A 13,579-nucleotide genomic window follows, 5' to 3' on the forward strand; every position below is an offset into this window, starting at 1 on the left:
AGCACCCGAAGGGGGTGCAGGGGATGATTATTGGGGAGGGTTGCAATCTTTGCAAGGAGTATAGCCTTCGACTTTGGCAGCTTCAACATTATATATCCAAAAAGAATCATAATTCAGATGGTAACAACCGTAGCTATGGTAGCGAGAGCCGCTTTCGGTAACGATAACAGCATGATCATGATAAAAGTGATACTCATCCGAGATTGCACCTAAATTATTTTGGTAGCGTTTTATTTCTTCGAGCTTTCTGCGTTCTCTATACTCTGCCTGCGTCAGAAGAAATTCCTTATCTGAAACTTCTGTTTTCAGGGTGGAGCATTGATAAGCCAGATAAGCATTTGCACAAAGGCTTACGCATGCAACAAGGATGCAGATTATGAAAGAGCGAGAGGGTGTACTCTTTTTTTCGGGTTGCACCTCCGAGGTTGGCTGCGCGGCCGGCGGAGGGGTTGGCTGAGAGGGTTCGGCAGCTGCCTCCTGCGTATCTGCGGGGGGTTCTTCATGCTCATCCAGAGATTTATCCCAAGCGGAAATAATTTCATCATAATATTGTGCTACTGCATCAATGATTTGCGGCAGCAAGGATGCAAATGTTACGCCGGCAAGAGTATAGCCATTGTAGTCCTTGCAGGATGGAATTTTAGACAGGATGGTCGAAACATATTTAATCAAATCATCTGAACCGTTGCTGTTATGCATGAAAATCCAATGTTCTTTTAAAAAGTCATTAAGAACAGCATTTGAATCTTTTGCCAAATCATAAACTTCATCCGGAGGAAGTACCTCATTTTTCAGCATGGAAGTATATATATCCATTGTGGCATCATAAATTATTTTATCATTCAGCAATTTATCATGAACTTCATCATGAACTATGAACATAGCAAGGGCATAAAGCATTAGCTTTTCATAATCTTCCATCGTTGCAGGTTTTGGAAAGATATCCTCATTTTCTGTCACCAGTTTAGCAGTTTTATACGAAGAAAGAAAAAGTGCTGTGGATACTTCTCGCGTAGATAATTTTTTCATATTTATTTCCCCCTATTTCTTCATGAAACGAAACAATATCTTCACGCATCATAACACAGGGGAGGGGGGTATGGGAATTGTGGAAAACATACAAAATTTGACAGAATAATTTTACATAAAAATTGATTGATTTTTTGAACGGTGAATGATATGATATATGAACGAACAAATGTTCTTATTTTGCGTGAAAAAGGGAACAGAGGGGATGGGATGTTATGGATTATAGAGAGGAAATAAAAAAACTCATTGATAAGACTCAGAATCAGGAAAAGCTAAAAATTATTTATAGAATCGTAAAAAGATATTTAGGACTAGAGTAAAACACTAGTCCTTTTTTTCTGCCAATTTTAAAGTAATATTTTCAAGTAATTTCCATTCATCTGTAGATAGTTCTGCCAGTGCTTCGATAAGCCGCCTTTTGTATGAAGGTTCTTCTTCATTTAGCATATCTACCATAAAATCTGCAATGGTTTCACTTCTAGTTTTTCTGATGAACATTTCTCCTTCTCCAGTTCGGAGCCATTTTTCATTTGCATTAAATTTTTCGCAGATATCTTCAATCAGTCTATCGCTTGGAACATATCCAGAAATTATGATTTTTGAGATATAAGGTTGAGATACAGAGAGCTTTTCAGCAAATTTTGTTTTTGTAATACCTAATTGTTTAATTAAATTTTCTATTCTTTCGCCAAATGCGTCCATTAAATCACCTCCTTTAAAGTCATATTATCATGGGTTGTTATAAAAATCAATAAAAAATATAAATGAGTTATAAAAATGTTGACAAGATAAACTAGTTATGTTATGTTATAAATAAGTTATGGATGGCGGAAAGAGAGGTGAAAATATGAACCAACAGGAAAAGCAGATTATCAAAAACATTGTAGCAGTATTTCCGATGTTAGATGAAAGCAATAAAAAATATTTGCTTGGTTTAAGTGAGGGTATGGTTTTGGTTCGGAAACAGGAAAATGCAAGCTAAAAAGGCAAAGCCGCCAAGCGGCGGCTTTACAGGGTGAAGGAGGTGGTGCGATGGCGGCGGTGTTGGAAATCGTAAAAAGGATAACAGGGTTCATTGTCGGCGTTCTGATTGGCTGCGCGATGGAAGGATGGGCATACAAAAAAATATGGAATCTAAAGAAACCCTCTCGTGTGAAGGAGATTTCTATCAGATTCCTGCAATGGGTGATTGTGCTGCTTCTTGTATTCCTGTTTCTGGTTGCGATTGACCTTCTGGGATATGTAGCCATTACTTATTTGCCAGTTTTCTAACGGCTTTCTGAATATTCTCATAGGCTATTTTACAGCCTTCCGGATTGGGAGTTTTTTCGGTTACAAAATGGAACAATACGGAGAAATACACATCATCCTCTTTGTTACAGAAAAGGCGAAGCTTTTCAATGGCGGCAATAAGAATTCTTACATAGTCGGGATTTCGGATATCAGAAACAAAATCCGTATAGGCAGAAACAAATTCACTGTAATGGATGGCGATGGTGCGGCGTTTTTCTTCCCTGCGAATGTAACGGGCGGAAAGATGCGCACCAACGAGAGTACCCAGCAGGGTGCAGATGGCTACTGCAAAATTGGAATTTAGAACATTAAGGACAAAACCGGTCAAATGGAAATACCCCCTTTCTATTCGTAAAATGTGACAATTTCATTATAGAGGGGTGGGCTTATTTTGGCAAGGATGGCTACAAAATTTAAAAATTTAGAAGCAGAACAGGCAAGAAAAGGATACACAAATGAGCAGATGGCACAATTCCTTGGCATGAGCAGGGGGAATTATGAAGCAAAGCTGAGAAACGGGCGGTTTTACGCGAGAGAGGCATTGGTTTTATGCAGGCTGTTTGAATGTGATTTTGTGTATTTATTTGATGAGGAGGAAGAAAAGGCAGTGGTTTAAAAAGGAGGTGGTGTGATGGAAGTATCAAAATTTGCAGAGGAGGAGCTGCGGCGGACGGAAGCGATTAAAAGAGACAAGACGCTGCAGGCGATGATTCAGACAAGGGATATGCAGATTCAGCGACTGCGGCGCAAGCTGAGACGGTGGCGGTGCATGGGAATGGCACTAATCACTTTGACAGTGATACTGCTAATTTATTTATAAACGATATGAAGAAGCAGGGCGGCGCGAACAGAGACCGATGGATTCCCCCTTAATACATACATTTTCAATGATTTCGCCCTGTTTCTTTATATATACAGAAAAACGGACAAAGAGCGGCGCATAGATTGAAGAAGGAGGTGGAGCGAATGGCACTGGCGATGGAATACACCAGCGGAAATGCAAAAATCAAAATTATGGATGACTTCTGCAGTGCGCCGGATCAGAAGGAGAGAGACGCAAGGATACTGAAACGAGTGGACGCGATTGTTCTGGCTGCCATTCGGGCGAATCCGGAAAAATACTATGCGCTGCTGAAGCAGAAGGAAGAAGCTGAGGAGCAGCTGACGGCAACAAGGAGAAAGAGTTGATTTCAATGACAAAGGAAAATTCGGCTTATACGGCAGGGACAAGATGCCGGAGGAAACCGATGATACCCCAGATAACGAAAGCGACCGCGGAGGAATTGGGACTTACTCCGGGCTGCGAGGTTATCTTTCACTACACAGTGATTGGGACGGGGGAAGAAAAATTGCGGAAAATACGGAAAAGGCGGAAGGGAACCGTAACAGACCTTTACGCGCACCTTTTCCGCATTACATGGACAGGGGCAAAGTGGAAGGAATGCTTTGCCTACAGCATGCTGCAGAGGAGAGAAGGAAGCTGGATAGAGATTAAGGGGGTGAGATAGGGATGTACAGCGATCAGGCATTTTTACTTTTAAGCGCCGCAGCGGTTTTGCTTGAGATGGCGGCGGTATGCTGGGTATGGGAAAGGAAGATGAAGCAGGCGGAGCAGCGGGAGCGGGAGGCGGAGCAGCGCAGGAAGGCGCGCTGCCATGACGACTACTGCGCGCAGGAGGCGGCGCGGCTATACAGAGAAAAAAGGAGGATGTAACCATGAACAAATTTTTACTTGAGGACTTTGCCGGAGGGGCAGTGGCGGAGAGAATCCGCTGTGCAATACAGGAGGTCTACGAAAACATTGCCAACCCGAACATGGAGGCAGAAAAGGCGAGGAAGCTGACGATTGAGCTGACCTTTAAGCCGGACAAAAACGACAGAACGGACGTGGACGTGACAGCTATCGTCAAGACAAACCTGCAGCCACAGAAGGCAATCATGAGCAGAATGATTGTGGAAAGCGACGGCAGGGGCAATGTTTTGGGGGCAGAATGGAACAGAGAGACCATGAAGGGACAGATGGAGATTGACCGGGAGGAAGCGGAGACACAGGAGACAAGCGGCGGCGTGATTGATTTGCAGGCGCAGAAAAGAAAGGTGGAATAAGGAATGATTAAAGCAGCACTGGAATACATCAACGGACTGAAAGCACCGAGCATTGAGAGCTACGGTGGCGGAACATATTCGGACAAGCCCTTATATCAGATGAAAAGACCGGATTTTCCGACACTGGAAATGAATACACTGGAAAGCGTTGTGAGATACCTAAAGGGGATTGACGACGAAAGAGAGCAATTTGGCGAGCCAACGCCTACGATTATACATATTGAAAGCGAACGCTGCGTGACGCTGAAGGACATTGCAAACATAGCAGAGGGCAAGAGGGACTGCATGGTGCTTGCCACGGCGGAGGTGCCGAGATTTAACTACGGCGACTTCTACGATGCGGAGAGCTTCAACATTGCTTTGCAGAGCAAATTTCTTGACACAGAGGACAAGGCAACCATTTTGCAGGTGGTCGGCAATCTAAAGGAGGACGCTGTGCGGACAATGACGGACGACGGCGTGAGCCAAGTAACGGCGGTGCGCACAGGGGTTGCGACAGTGGCAGATGTGAAGGTGCCGAACCCTGTAACGCTGCGCCCGTTCCGCACGTTCATTGAGGTGGATCAGCCGGAAAGCAGATTTATTTTCCGCATGAGAGAGGGCGGCAGATGTGCCATTTTTGAGGCAGACGGCGGCGCATGGAAGCTGGCGGCAAAGAAGAACATTTACAACTACTTGAAGGAGCAGCTGGACAAGGAAGTGGAAAGCGGTGCGGTTGTTCTGATTCTGTAAAAGAGAAAGAGAGGATACGCAAGGATGAACAAAGTTGTTTTAATGGGGCGGCTGACGAGAAGCCCTGAGGTGAGATATTCGCAGGGGGCGGAGCCCTTAGCGGTGGCCCGTTATACCTTAGCGGTCAACCGCAGGATGAAAAAGAACGGGAACGGCGAGCAGGAGGCGGACTTCATCCCTTGCGTTGCCTTCGGCAAGAGCGGCGAATTTGCGGAAAAATATTTCAGAAAAGGGCAGATGGTTGCCGTGACGGGGCGTTTGCAGGTGCGGAGCTGGGACAAGGACGGCGAGCGGCGATACACAACGGAGGTTATCATTGAGGAGCAGCACTTTGCGGAAAGCAAAAACAGTCAGCCTGCGGCGGCGGAACAAGGAAGGAAGGACACCGGAGAAGGCAAGGCGGCCAAGGAGAACGGACAGGCCCCGGCGGACGGGTTCTATCCCATAAACGAAGGTGTGGAAGATGAGGATTTGCCGTTCTGACGGTTAAGGAGGAAAAGGATGGAGCTCAGAACAAGCGGCCCAAACGGGCAGTACATGGTAAAATGCGGTGCGGTTTATTTGAATTCCTTATATGACGAAATTGGGAGAATATGGAGGGAGGATTTTTCAAACTGCAAGATTTCTGCATTATCGGTGATAGACGGAAATCATGGGATTTATTATGCCTTTATTGTTTTTGAAGAAATGAGGGAGGAATAAAGGCGGTGTGAACCGGAAGGGAGGGGGAGTGTTGCCCAAAAGGAAGATTTACATGGCAGTGACGAAGGATGCGCTTTCCCTTCCGCTTGCGGTGGCAGACAGTGCGGCGGAGCTGGCGGAGCTGCGAGGGGTGAAGGTGGAAACCATACGATCCTTAATTTCCAGAGGGAGGACGGGAAAGATCAAGCGTCCCGGATACATTGTGGTTGAGGTAGAGGAGGACGCGCCCCGAACGAAGGACGCGCCGCCGGAGAAGAAGGCAAGCCGCCGCAAGCAGACCGGAGAATTTGACGGGGAGATATTCCGGGAAAGAATCCGACTACTGCGGAAGGAAAGCGGCATGACAAAAAAGGATTTTGCCGCTTTTACCGGGATCGCTTACATCACGCTATACAACTACGAGAGGGAGAAAACAGTGCCGGGGGCGGACATGTTGTTTCGGATTGCAGCGAAAACGGGGTGTTCGGTGGACTGGCTGATTGGGCTGAAGGAGGAAGAAGGAAATGCCGAAGGTAACGATTTATGACACGAAATTTTGTGTAGGCAGAGGAGACCTGCCGTACAGTTTCCAAAGAGAGGGGAACCCTCATTGGGAGAATTTTAAAGCCCTGATGTGTTTTCTTGGTTCGATTGGGTTTTATGTGAGCGAGGACAAAGAGATGAAAAAGAAGTTCCCTTCTTTGAGCGAGACAAACAGAGTAGGTGGATTTGATGATTTGCGATTTAAAGCGCGGTATGCACCCAATATTTTTAAAATTGAATTTTATCAGGATGTATTTCATGAAAATCCGCATGGTGGGTTTTATGATTTTGATAAATATGGAAAAATGCCATATTTGATACAGAAGCGGTATGACTGGACGATGGAAAAGCTTCTGAACTATTTTGAAAAATGCGGGTATTCCATAGAATTTGGGAAGAACACCTGCAAGGGTGCCGCATTTATTGTTCATGATTATATCCGCAGTTGGCATCATCCGCAGGAAAATTGGTTTTTTCTGAAGGCTGTGGACGGGCAGACTGCCAAATATGAAATTAACGGTACAGACAGGGACGGAAATACATTGCGAAATGGAGAAACGAAATATTTTCGCGACTGGAGCGGTTATCTGCTGCGGGGAAAGGTATACCACAATATCAACAACATGTGGTGGGTTCTGCTGGCGGATGGGAAAGTGAGAAATGTGGCTTGTTTTGATTTATTTGACCTGAAGGAGACGGATTTCAGAGGGAGAAGGAAAGAACACCGACCGCCGAAGGAATATGTGGAGCGGAAGGAGCAGCTTTCTCTTTGCAGTGTGAAGGAGCTGGAGAGAGAGTTGAAAAGGAGAAGGAGGAAGAAGAAAAATGAATGAAATCACTGTTTGGTTACCCTGGGTTGGGAATTTGCGGCTGGATGAGCCGCCGGAAAACTTAGAATTTTATGTGATGAAGAGCTTTCACAATTTTACGGAAGGAACGGCGAAGGTGTACGAATTCGAGGACAAGCTGCGCTATTTAGACAATCTGCGGAAAAGTCTGCACGCAGGGAGCACTGACGAGCATGTCAGAAGGCTTGTATGCAAGCGTGTGGAGCATATCATGGACGAGCAAGACGATTTCCCGGACAGAAAGGACTTTCTCTGCATTGAATTTATGGAGCACTGCTTTGACGAAGGATTTATGCCATTTCATGACACCTATTATTTTGGAAGCAAAAGCGGAAACGAGGAGTGTCTGCGGTCAATTTTACGGATTATCCGCACGGTTGTGAATTATTCCGAAGAGGAATATGAAAAGCTGTTGGAGGAGGAATGAGCATGGATGCGGTAAAGTTTTTCAAGGAGAAAGAGAGGATGTGCAAAAGCCTTGGGGAAGGCTGTACCGGATGTATGATTCACATAAAGTCGCATGAACTGCGGTGCTTTCAGTTTTGTGAAAAACATCCGGAAAAGGCGGTTGACATTGTAAAAGAGTGGTCTGCGAAACATCCGAAGGAAACAAGATTGACGCGGCTTTTGAAGAATTACCCAAACACGCCGTTAAATGATGACGGTATACCTGTCTACATTTGCACAACTGATTTGGGGCTAATGGATATAGATGATTGCGACGATGATTGTGTTATCTGCTGGAACACGCCGATTGAGGAGGAATAAGCATGGATGCGGTGAAGTTTTTGAAAGAAAGAAAACGGATGTGTCATTTTTCCGGAGACACTTCCTGCCACGGATGCCCTCTTTACAAGGAGCGTGGTATATTTCAGTGCTTGCAATTTCAGGACCTATTTCCCGAGCAGACGGTTAACATTATAGAAAAATGGGTGAAGGAACACCCAAGGGAAACAAGGAAAGATGATTTTTTTGAAAAATTCCCTCATGCGAAAAAATTAAGTGATGGCATTCCCGAAGTGTGTGCGGCCAAAGTGGGCTATTTGCGTGAATGTCCACATCCGAATGTTGAGGATTACTGTAAAGAATGCTGGAATACGCCATTGGAGGAAGAATAAGCCAAGAAGGAAAGAGAAGGAGAAGGAAAATGAGAATTTTGCAATGCAAACTGACAACGATTGAGGCACTTTTAGGCACGGCGAGCAACAATAAAGCGTTGCACAGCGAATTTATTGCGAGCCATGCGCCCGATGCGCCGAGCCGTGAGGAAGAAATTGCGGCGGTGGGTGTGGATGAGGTGATTGAGAAGGGGACAACGGTGTTCTCGAGAAACGAGGACGGGCGGCCTATCCTGTGGGACTACCAAATCAAAGGGTTTTTCAAGGATGCCTGCGGTGTGCTGCGGAAGGTGAAGGGCACAAAGAGCAGCAAAATCAAGGCTTACAAGAAGGAAATTGACGGGCTTATTTTTGTGCAGGAGCGGCAGATTTTGGTGCAGACGGCGGAGGAGCTTACAAGCTGCCAGAGACCCTTGCGTGCCAACACGCCGCAGGGGGAGAGAGAGGGCCTTGCAAACAGCGAGGAGATTGCGGCAGGAGCTGTGCTGGAGTTTTCCATACTGGTGATGTCTGACGATTTGGTGCCGGCGGTGAAGGAGTGGCTGAGCTACGGAAAGCTGCGGGGGCTGGGACAATGGCGCAACAGCGGCAAGGGAAGATTCCTTTGTGAGATTCTGGAGGAACGGGCGGCGGAGTTTTCGGACATCTTAGACTGAGCAAGGGCTAAGCAAGGAGAGGCACTGCTTGGCATAGCGAAGGCACAGCGGAGCTAAGAAAAGCATGGCGAAAGCACAGCAATGGCATTGTATTGCATGGCTCAGAAAAGCACAGCAATGGCGTTGCATTGCAAAGAAAGGCATAGCAAGGGCATTGCATAGCTGCGCACGGACAAGCATAGCAAAGGCTAGGCAAGGCAAAGGACAGAAAAGCACAGCGAGGGCAAGGCCAGGCACCGAAGCGCAAAGATCTGCGTCGCAAAGCAAAGGCATAGCAAAGCAACGCATGGCGATGGCATGGCGTGGCAGGGTAAGGCATAGCAAAGATTAGCATAGCAAAGGCATAGCCTTGAGGAGCAAAGCACAGCAAAGGCATGGCTTGGAGGAGCAATGCGGCGCAAGGCAAAGGCATAGCAAGGAAGGGCACTGCATAGCAGGGCGAAGGCATCGCAGGGCATAGCATGGCTTTAGTAGCGGTTGAGCCGTTCGGTTATGAGGAACGAACGTCTGACCGACAGGTTGGGTGAGGTGACGAATGGACGGCGAAATATAGCGGTTTCCGAAGCGAAGCGAGGAAAACTTGCCCTATCATTGCTTCGCAAGGGCAGAGGATACATACAAAGGAGCAGGAGAGAGGGCGGAGCAATGAGGAAAGAAGAAATCTGCAACATGGATTGCCTGCATTGCGTGCATCCGGACTGCATCAACGATGAGACATTGACGCGGCAGGCGAGATATTATCGGAGGCACAGGGAGCGTGTGCTGGAGAAGAAAAAAGAGGACTACCAAAAGAGAAAGGCGGAGAAGGATGGCGGACTACAAGAAAATGCAGGAAAACATCAAGCTGATTTGCGAGAGGGTCAGCATGGGCGAGAGAATGGCGATGCTTGCCGAGGAGACAGCTGAGCTTGCGGATGCGGCGCAGCTGCTGCTGGAGAGCATAACGGAGAGCAGGAGGAGGGGGCGGAAATTCGCCTGCGGCAGATATGCAAGTGAGGAAGTGGAGGAGGAAATTGCAGACGTTTTGGCGGTGATGCTTTGCACCTTTGACGGGGAGACGATTTACAAAGTGCTTGACTACAGCGACAGCCATGCGAAGCCGGCACGGAGTGCAGGGGAACTGAAGAAGAGACTGCGGGAGTTGATTGCGCTTAGCGGCATTGTGCGGTACGTTGCATTCAAGAGGCGGAGGATTGGAAACAAGGAGAACCCGACAGACTGGAGACAGGAGCAGGCGGAGGAGTTTTTGAGCGTGTTCGTCGGAGGTCTGCTTGCGGCGATGAGCGGCATCCTGCGGCAGTGGCAGCTTGCGGGAATTGGGTGCAAAATGGAGCAGAAGCTGGACAGATGGGCAATGCGGCTGAAAGGAGAGACGGAGAATGGGAATGACCTACAGCAAGATTGAAAGAAGCTTTTGGGAGACGGACGAGGCAAGGGAACTGACACCGGAGGAGAAATACTTCTGGATGTACTTACAGACCAATGCGAACGTGAACACTCTGGGGTGCTATGCCTTCCGGATGCGAAAGGCTGTGGACGAGACAGGATACAACAAGGACACGCTGGAGAAGCTGCTGGACATCATGATCCAGCGTGGCATGATTCTTTACGATGCGACAACGAGAGAAGTTTTCCTTCTGCACTGGGGCAAGACGAATTGGAACCGCCAGACAGCAACACTGCGCGCCATGAAAGCCGATTTGAAGGAGATCCGCTCCGAAATGATAAAATTCAAAATAAACACGCAGTTAGAAAAAAGCGGCATTTTTACGAAGGAAGGCGAAAATGATAAAGTTTCCGAAGAAAATGATAAAGCCGAAAATGCCGAGATTTCAGCAAAAACAGCGAACGAAGGGAACAATCGGGAACAAACGGGAACAAACGGGAACAATCAAGGCGGAGAAGGAGAAGGAGAAGGAGAAGGAGAAAAGAAAAAAGAAAAAGAAAAAATCCTCAAGAGCGATTCCGAAGCGTTTGCTGCCTTCTGGGAGGCATACCCGAACAAGAAAAACAAGGCTGTTGCCGTGAAGCGTTGGGACAGCCTGCGCGTGACGGCAGGGCTTTACGAGAAAATCATGGCGGGGCTTGCCAAGGCGAAGCACAGCATGGAGTGGGCGGAGAGAGGGGGAAAATACATCCCCTATCCCTCAACGTGGCTGAATGCGGAGGGTTGGGAGAACGAATACCGACCGCTTGCGCCGGAGCGGCCAACACCGCCGCCTACAACGCCCGGCAACGATGCCCTTGCAAGCCGCAGAGGGCTGGTCGGCGGCTAAGGGGAAGGAGCGTGAAGCAGGATGGACGCGTTCAAGGATTTACACAGCGAGGAGACGGAGCGCGCGGCTTTGGGGTGCATGTTTCTGGACAGGAGCGCGGCAGCACTGGGGAAAACGATGCTGCTGGCGGAGGACTTCTACACGCCGATGTATCGGGTGATTTTCGAGGCGATGCAGGGGGTAGAGGAGATCGACGCGGTGACGGTGATGAACGAGCTGGCGCGCAGGGGCGAGGCTGAGAGGATCGGGATTGACCGGATTGCGGGGATTACGCACGAAATATCCACGAGCGTTTACCTACGCAGCTACATAGACGACCTCAAGCGGCTTGCTTACCTGCGGCGGGTGGTGCGGACGGCGCAGGAGATGGCGCAGGCGGCATACAGGCAGGACATTGGCGGCATTGACCGGAGCATGGCAGCCATGCGCGGGGACGGCTGGGGCAGCGCGGAGATTGTGACGCTGGCGGATGCCACGGAAAAGCACATTCGCGAGATTGCGGCGTTACGGGAAAGCGGCAAGAAAATCGTCGGCTTGCCGACGGGCTTCACTGACCTTGACCTGATGCTTGGGGGACTGCGGAACGGGGATTTCTGCATTCTGGCGGCAAGACCGAGCATGGGCAAGAGTGCGCTTGCCTTAGACATTGCGAAGCACGCGCAGAAAAGCATGACGGAGCAAGCGGACAGGGTGGTTTTCTTCTCACTGGAAATGCCGGACAAGAGCCTCGGAAACCGCGGCTACACATCGGAATTTCTGATTGACAACGACCGTTTTGCGGTGGGGGCGAATGATGCGGCATGGCAGGAGACGCTGCGAGGGGTGGCGGAAAACCGCGCGGACTACGAAAGCGGCGCAGGGCGGCTGATCATCCGAGACGAGACGGGGCAGACGGTGGAAAAAATGAGCGCGTTTCTGCACGGCTTACAGGGACAGGGAATCCGCCCGCGGTTCATCGTGGTGGACTATTTACAGCTGATTGTGAGCAAGGGGCAGGACAGGGTGCGTGAGGTTGGGAACATCAGCCGCGGCTTAAAGCAAATGGCGAAGGACTGGGACTGCCCGGTTTTGGCACTTTCCCAGCTAAGCCGAGGACCGGAAGGGCGCGCCGACCACAGACCGATTCTTTCGGATTTGCGTGACAGCGGCGACATTGAGCAAGATGCGGACGTGATTCTTTTTCTTTACCGTGACGAATATTACTACCCGGACACGGAGAAGAAGAACACGGCGGAGCTGAACATTGCGAAGCAGAGGAACGGTCCGACAGGAACGATTGCGCTGACATGGATGCCGAGAAGCACGACCTTCCGCAGCGCGGCAGGGTTCCATGAGACGAAGGAAGCACCGCCAAAGGAATGGGTACAGGAACATCTTTGATTTCAAGGCGGACGAGGTGATAACATGAAAAACGAGAAGCAGGAAAGCCCGGCGGCAGAGATTCTCTGGCTGCGAGGGCTTCGCGCCTTTGTGGCGGAAAACAGCACAGAGCGGCTTTTGGCGGAGGCGGATGCCCTAGATGCGGCACGCGCGGAGGCGGAGGCGGACAAGCAGACGCTTTTCCTGCGAACGCTTGCGCTAATCGAAAAAGGGGAGAAGGCGGACTTTTACAGCCGGGTGCTGCAATATGCGGAGCTGAAGGAGAGAGAGGAGAAGGGCGGCGCAGAGAAGGCAATCCGCAGGCATTGGGGGGAGCTGCAGCAGATGGAGAGAGGGATAAAGCGAAGATATGAAAAGCTGAGGGAGGGGTGCAGGTGACGAGCAAGAAAGAGATGGCGCGGCTGATTGCGCAGATGGCAGACACGCCGGAAACAACGCAGTGGCTGCGGGAGCGGAACGAGGCAATGCGCAGAAGTTTGCGGGACATTTCGCTTTCCGCAGTGCAATATGACGCAGTGGGCGGGCGGAGCGGACACGGGGACAGCACAGCCGAGAAGGTTTTGAAGCGAGCGGAGACAGAGGAGCGGATCCGCACCAACGAAAGAGCGATTCGAGACAGGCTGCGCCTACATTCTGACTTAAGCCTTGTGATGGCGGAGGCACTGACGGCGGAGGAGCGGACGATCATCTGGGGGAAGCATGCGGAGCATCTGGCATGGGAGCGGGTGGCGAGGAAGGCGAGACTTTCCAGAACTGCCTGCTTTCGGAAGGAGGCGGAGGGGATGGAGAAGCTTTGCAGGGCTTGGGATGAGAAGGAAAAAGAAAAAAGCAAGGACACCTGAGGTGTCCTTGCTTTTTTGGTGAGACATTTTTTTATTGAGGCGGATTTTTATTTTATGGTAAAATGAAACAATAAA

The 13,579-nt window shown here is 49.3% G+C and carries 26 protein-coding genes; 23 read left to right on the forward strand and 3 right to left on the reverse strand.

What is annotated here, in order from left to right:
* Positions 1-27: 27 nt before the first annotated feature.
* Positions 28-1,029, reverse strand: coding sequence for a hypothetical protein (locus EJE48_RS11145; protein WP_118580750.1), 1,002 nt, complete (start codon positions 1,027-1,029; stop codon positions 28-30).
* Positions 1,030-1,353: 324 nt separating this feature from the next.
* Positions 1,354-1,731, reverse strand: a complete 378-nt coding sequence (locus EJE48_RS11150) for a helix-turn-helix domain-containing protein (RefSeq protein WP_016407874.1) — start codon at positions 1,729-1,731, stop codon at positions 1,354-1,356.
* Positions 1,732-1,876: 145 nt separating this feature from the next.
* Here EJE48_RS11150 and EJE48_RS12695 point away from each other — a divergent pair, with 145 nt between their 5' ends.
* Both EJE48_RS12695 and EJE48_RS11155 read left to right on the forward strand, forming a co-directional pair.
* Complete coding sequence (locus EJE48_RS12695) at positions 1,877-2,011, forward strand: hypothetical protein (protein ID WP_016407873.1); 135 nt, start codon at positions 1,877-1,879, stop codon at positions 2,009-2,011.
* Between the two features lie 50 nt (positions 2,012-2,061).
* Positions 2,062-2,301 carry a hypothetical protein gene (locus EJE48_RS11155; RefSeq protein WP_118580747.1) on the forward strand — a complete coding sequence of 80 codons (240 nt, stop codon included), beginning with the start codon at positions 2,062-2,064 and terminating at the stop codon, positions 2,299-2,301.
* Here EJE48_RS11155 and EJE48_RS11160 read toward each other — a convergent pair.
* Positions 2,279-2,650, reverse strand: coding sequence for a hypothetical protein (locus EJE48_RS11160; protein ID WP_124984569.1), 372 nt, complete (start codon positions 2,648-2,650; stop codon positions 2,279-2,281). The two genes, EJE48_RS11155 and EJE48_RS11160, sit on opposite strands and share 23 nt — an antisense overlap.
* A gap of 72 nt (positions 2,651-2,722) precedes the next feature.
* On the opposite strand from EJE48_RS11160, the gene EJE48_RS11165 reads away from it, so the two are divergent.
* From EJE48_RS11165 to EJE48_RS11265, 21 genes are all read left to right on the forward strand, one after another.
* Entirely contained in the window at positions 2,723-2,938 is a 216-nt protein-coding gene (locus EJE48_RS11165) for a hypothetical protein (protein ID WP_118581203.1), read from the forward strand.
* 15 nt (positions 2,939-2,953) lie between these two features.
* A complete protein-coding gene (locus EJE48_RS11170) occupies positions 2,954-3,142 on the forward strand; it encodes a hypothetical protein (protein WP_118580741.1) in 189 nt (62 codons plus the stop codon).
* 146 nt (positions 3,143-3,288) lie between these two features.
* Complete coding sequence (locus EJE48_RS11175; protein ID WP_118580738.1) at positions 3,289-3,510, forward strand: hypothetical protein; 222 nt, start codon at positions 3,289-3,291, stop codon at positions 3,508-3,510.
* A 5-nt stretch (positions 3,511-3,515) separates the two neighbouring features.
* Positions 3,516-3,830 carry a hypothetical protein gene (locus EJE48_RS11180; RefSeq protein ID WP_124984570.1) on the forward strand — a complete coding sequence of 105 codons (315 nt, stop codon included), beginning with the start codon at positions 3,516-3,518 and terminating at the stop codon, positions 3,828-3,830.
* A gap of 2 nt (positions 3,831-3,832) precedes the next feature.
* A complete protein-coding gene (locus tag EJE48_RS11185) occupies positions 3,833-4,036 on the forward strand; it encodes a hypothetical protein (RefSeq protein WP_118580732.1) in 204 nt (67 codons plus the stop codon).
* Positions 4,037-4,038: 2 nt separating this feature from the next.
* Positions 4,039-4,428, forward strand: a complete 390-nt coding sequence (locus tag EJE48_RS11190; RefSeq protein WP_118580729.1) for a replication terminator protein — start codon at positions 4,039-4,041, stop codon at positions 4,426-4,428.
* 3 nt (positions 4,429-4,431) lie between these two features.
* The gene (locus EJE48_RS11195; protein WP_118580726.1) at positions 4,432-5,160 is read left to right on the forward strand and encodes a hypothetical protein; all 729 of its coding nucleotides are present in this window, start codon (positions 4,432-4,434) and stop codon (positions 5,158-5,160) included.
* A gap of 24 nt (positions 5,161-5,184) precedes the next feature.
* The gene (locus tag EJE48_RS11200; RefSeq protein WP_118580723.1) at positions 5,185-5,643 is read left to right on the forward strand and encodes a single-stranded DNA-binding protein; all 459 of its coding nucleotides are present in this window, start codon (positions 5,185-5,187) and stop codon (positions 5,641-5,643) included.
* An 18-nt stretch (positions 5,644-5,661) separates the two neighbouring features.
* Positions 5,662-5,862: a hypothetical protein gene (locus tag EJE48_RS11205; RefSeq protein WP_118580720.1), complete on the forward strand. Its 201-nt coding sequence runs from the start codon at positions 5,662-5,664 to the stop codon at positions 5,860-5,862.
* Positions 5,863-5,893: 31 nt separating this feature from the next.
* Positions 5,894-6,388: a helix-turn-helix domain-containing protein gene (locus tag EJE48_RS11210; protein ID WP_124984571.1), complete on the forward strand. Its 495-nt coding sequence runs from the start codon at positions 5,894-5,896 to the stop codon at positions 6,386-6,388.
* Positions 6,366-7,217, forward strand: a complete 852-nt coding sequence (locus tag EJE48_RS11215; protein WP_118580714.1) for a hypothetical protein — start codon at positions 6,366-6,368, stop codon at positions 7,215-7,217. Before EJE48_RS11210 ends, EJE48_RS11215 begins: the two co-directional genes overlap by 23 nt.
* Entirely contained in the window at positions 7,210-7,659 is a 450-nt protein-coding gene (locus tag EJE48_RS11220) for a hypothetical protein (RefSeq protein WP_118580712.1), read from the forward strand. The genes EJE48_RS11215 and EJE48_RS11220 overlap by 8 nt, the downstream gene beginning before the upstream one ends.
* A gap of 2 nt (positions 7,660-7,661) precedes the next feature.
* Positions 7,662-8,000 carry a hypothetical protein gene (locus tag EJE48_RS11225; protein WP_118580709.1) on the forward strand — a complete coding sequence of 113 codons (339 nt, stop codon included), beginning with the start codon at positions 7,662-7,664 and terminating at the stop codon, positions 7,998-8,000.
* 2 nt (positions 8,001-8,002) lie between these two features.
* Complete coding sequence (locus EJE48_RS11230; RefSeq protein WP_118580706.1) at positions 8,003-8,350, forward strand: hypothetical protein; 348 nt, start codon at positions 8,003-8,005, stop codon at positions 8,348-8,350.
* 29 nt (positions 8,351-8,379) lie between these two features.
* Positions 8,380-9,006: a hypothetical protein gene (locus tag EJE48_RS11235; RefSeq protein ID WP_118580703.1), complete on the forward strand. Its 627-nt coding sequence runs from the start codon at positions 8,380-8,382 to the stop codon at positions 9,004-9,006.
* 645 nt (positions 9,007-9,651) lie between these two features.
* Positions 9,652-9,912: a hypothetical protein gene (locus tag EJE48_RS11240; protein WP_124984572.1), complete on the forward strand. Its 261-nt coding sequence runs from the start codon at positions 9,652-9,654 to the stop codon at positions 9,910-9,912.
* On the forward strand, positions 9,815-10,411 hold the full coding sequence (locus EJE48_RS11245; protein ID WP_118580697.1) for a MazG nucleotide pyrophosphohydrolase domain-containing protein: 597 nt from the start codon (positions 9,815-9,817) through the stop codon (positions 10,409-10,411). Before EJE48_RS11240 ends, EJE48_RS11245 begins: the two co-directional genes overlap by 98 nt.
* Complete coding sequence (locus tag EJE48_RS11250) at positions 10,386-11,282, forward strand: hypothetical protein (RefSeq protein WP_118580694.1); 897 nt, start codon at positions 10,386-10,388, stop codon at positions 11,280-11,282. Before EJE48_RS11245 ends, EJE48_RS11250 begins: the two co-directional genes overlap by 26 nt.
* 21 nt (positions 11,283-11,303) lie before the next feature.
* Positions 11,304-12,662, forward strand: a complete 1,359-nt coding sequence (locus EJE48_RS11255) for a replicative DNA helicase (protein ID WP_118580691.1) — start codon at positions 11,304-11,306, stop codon at positions 12,660-12,662.
* Positions 12,663-12,686: 24 nt separating this feature from the next.
* Positions 12,687-13,040 (forward strand): hypothetical protein, encoded by a 354-nt coding sequence (locus EJE48_RS11260; RefSeq protein WP_118580688.1) that lies wholly within the window; start codon positions 12,687-12,689, stop codon positions 13,038-13,040.
* A complete protein-coding gene (locus EJE48_RS11265; protein WP_118580685.1) occupies positions 13,037-13,504 on the forward strand; it encodes a hypothetical protein in 468 nt (155 codons plus the stop codon). Before EJE48_RS11260 ends, EJE48_RS11265 begins: the two co-directional genes overlap by 4 nt.
* The last annotated feature ends 75 nt before the right edge of the window (positions 13,505-13,579 follow it).

It is taken from the genome of Anaerotignum faecicola (assembly GCF_003865035.1).
GTDB classification, from domain to species: domain Bacteria; phylum Bacillota; class Clostridia; order Lachnospirales; family Anaerotignaceae; genus Anaerotignum_A; species Anaerotignum_A faecicola.

What these genes read in the sequence shown, in the direction of transcription:
- EJE48_RS11180 (WP_124984570.1), top strand. Translation starts at nt 3,516, where the DNA reads ATGACAAAGGAAAATTCGGCTTATACGGCAGGGACAAGATGCCGGAGG.
- EJE48_RS11150 (WP_016407874.1), bottom strand. Translation starts at nt 1,731, where the DNA reads ATGGACGCATTTGGCGAAAGAATAGAAAATTTAATTAAACAATTAGGT.
- EJE48_RS11185 (WP_118580732.1), top strand. Translation starts at nt 3,833, where the DNA reads ATGTACAGCGATCAGGCATTTTTACTTTTAAGCGCCGCAGCGGTTTTG.
- EJE48_RS11145 (WP_118580750.1), bottom strand. Translation starts at nt 1,029, where the DNA reads ATGAAAAAATTATCTACGCGAGAAGTATCCACAGCACTTTTTCTTTCT.
- EJE48_RS11200 (WP_118580723.1), top strand. Translation starts at nt 5,185, where the DNA reads ATGAACAAAGTTGTTTTAATGGGGCGGCTGACGAGAAGCCCTGAGGTG.
- EJE48_RS11190 (WP_118580729.1), top strand. Translation starts at nt 4,039, where the DNA reads ATGAACAAATTTTTACTTGAGGACTTTGCCGGAGGGGCAGTGGCGGAG.
- EJE48_RS11175 (WP_118580738.1), top strand. Translation starts at nt 3,289, where the DNA reads ATGGCACTGGCGATGGAATACACCAGCGGAAATGCAAAAATCAAAATT.
- EJE48_RS11155 (WP_118580747.1), top strand. Translation starts at nt 2,062, where the DNA reads ATGGCGGCGGTGTTGGAAATCGTAAAAAGGATAACAGGGTTCATTGTC.
- EJE48_RS11220 (WP_118580712.1), top strand. Translation starts at nt 7,210, where the DNA reads ATGAATGAAATCACTGTTTGGTTACCCTGGGTTGGGAATTTGCGGCTG.
- EJE48_RS12695 (WP_016407873.1), top strand. Translation starts at nt 1,877, where the DNA reads ATGAACCAACAGGAAAAGCAGATTATCAAAAACATTGTAGCAGTATTT.
- EJE48_RS11255 (WP_118580691.1), top strand. Translation starts at nt 11,304, where the DNA reads ATGGACGCGTTCAAGGATTTACACAGCGAGGAGACGGAGCGCGCGGCT.
- EJE48_RS11215 (WP_118580714.1), top strand. Translation starts at nt 6,366, where the DNA reads ATGCCGAAGGTAACGATTTATGACACGAAATTTTGTGTAGGCAGAGGA.
- EJE48_RS11250 (WP_118580694.1), top strand. Translation starts at nt 10,386, where the DNA reads ATGGGAATGACCTACAGCAAGATTGAAAGAAGCTTTTGGGAGACGGAC.
- EJE48_RS11240 (WP_124984572.1), top strand. Translation starts at nt 9,652, where the DNA reads ATGAGGAAAGAAGAAATCTGCAACATGGATTGCCTGCATTGCGTGCAT.
- EJE48_RS11205 (WP_118580720.1), top strand. Translation starts at nt 5,662, where the DNA reads ATGGAGCTCAGAACAAGCGGCCCAAACGGGCAGTACATGGTAAAATGC.
- EJE48_RS11225 (WP_118580709.1), top strand. Translation starts at nt 7,662, where the DNA reads ATGGATGCGGTAAAGTTTTTCAAGGAGAAAGAGAGGATGTGCAAAAGC.
- EJE48_RS11235 (WP_118580703.1), top strand. Translation starts at nt 8,380, where the DNA reads ATGAGAATTTTGCAATGCAAACTGACAACGATTGAGGCACTTTTAGGC.
- EJE48_RS11245 (WP_118580697.1), top strand. Translation starts at nt 9,815, where the DNA reads ATGGCGGACTACAAGAAAATGCAGGAAAACATCAAGCTGATTTGCGAG.
- EJE48_RS11195 (WP_118580726.1), top strand. Translation starts at nt 4,432, where the DNA reads ATGATTAAAGCAGCACTGGAATACATCAACGGACTGAAAGCACCGAGC.
- EJE48_RS11170 (WP_118580741.1), top strand. Translation starts at nt 2,954, where the DNA reads ATGGAAGTATCAAAATTTGCAGAGGAGGAGCTGCGGCGGACGGAAGCG.
- EJE48_RS11165 (WP_118581203.1), top strand. Translation starts at nt 2,723, where the DNA reads ATGGCTACAAAATTTAAAAATTTAGAAGCAGAACAGGCAAGAAAAGGA.
- EJE48_RS11230 (WP_118580706.1), top strand. Translation starts at nt 8,003, where the DNA reads ATGGATGCGGTGAAGTTTTTGAAAGAAAGAAAACGGATGTGTCATTTT.
- EJE48_RS11260 (WP_118580688.1), top strand. Translation starts at nt 12,687, where the DNA reads ATGAAAAACGAGAAGCAGGAAAGCCCGGCGGCAGAGATTCTCTGGCTG.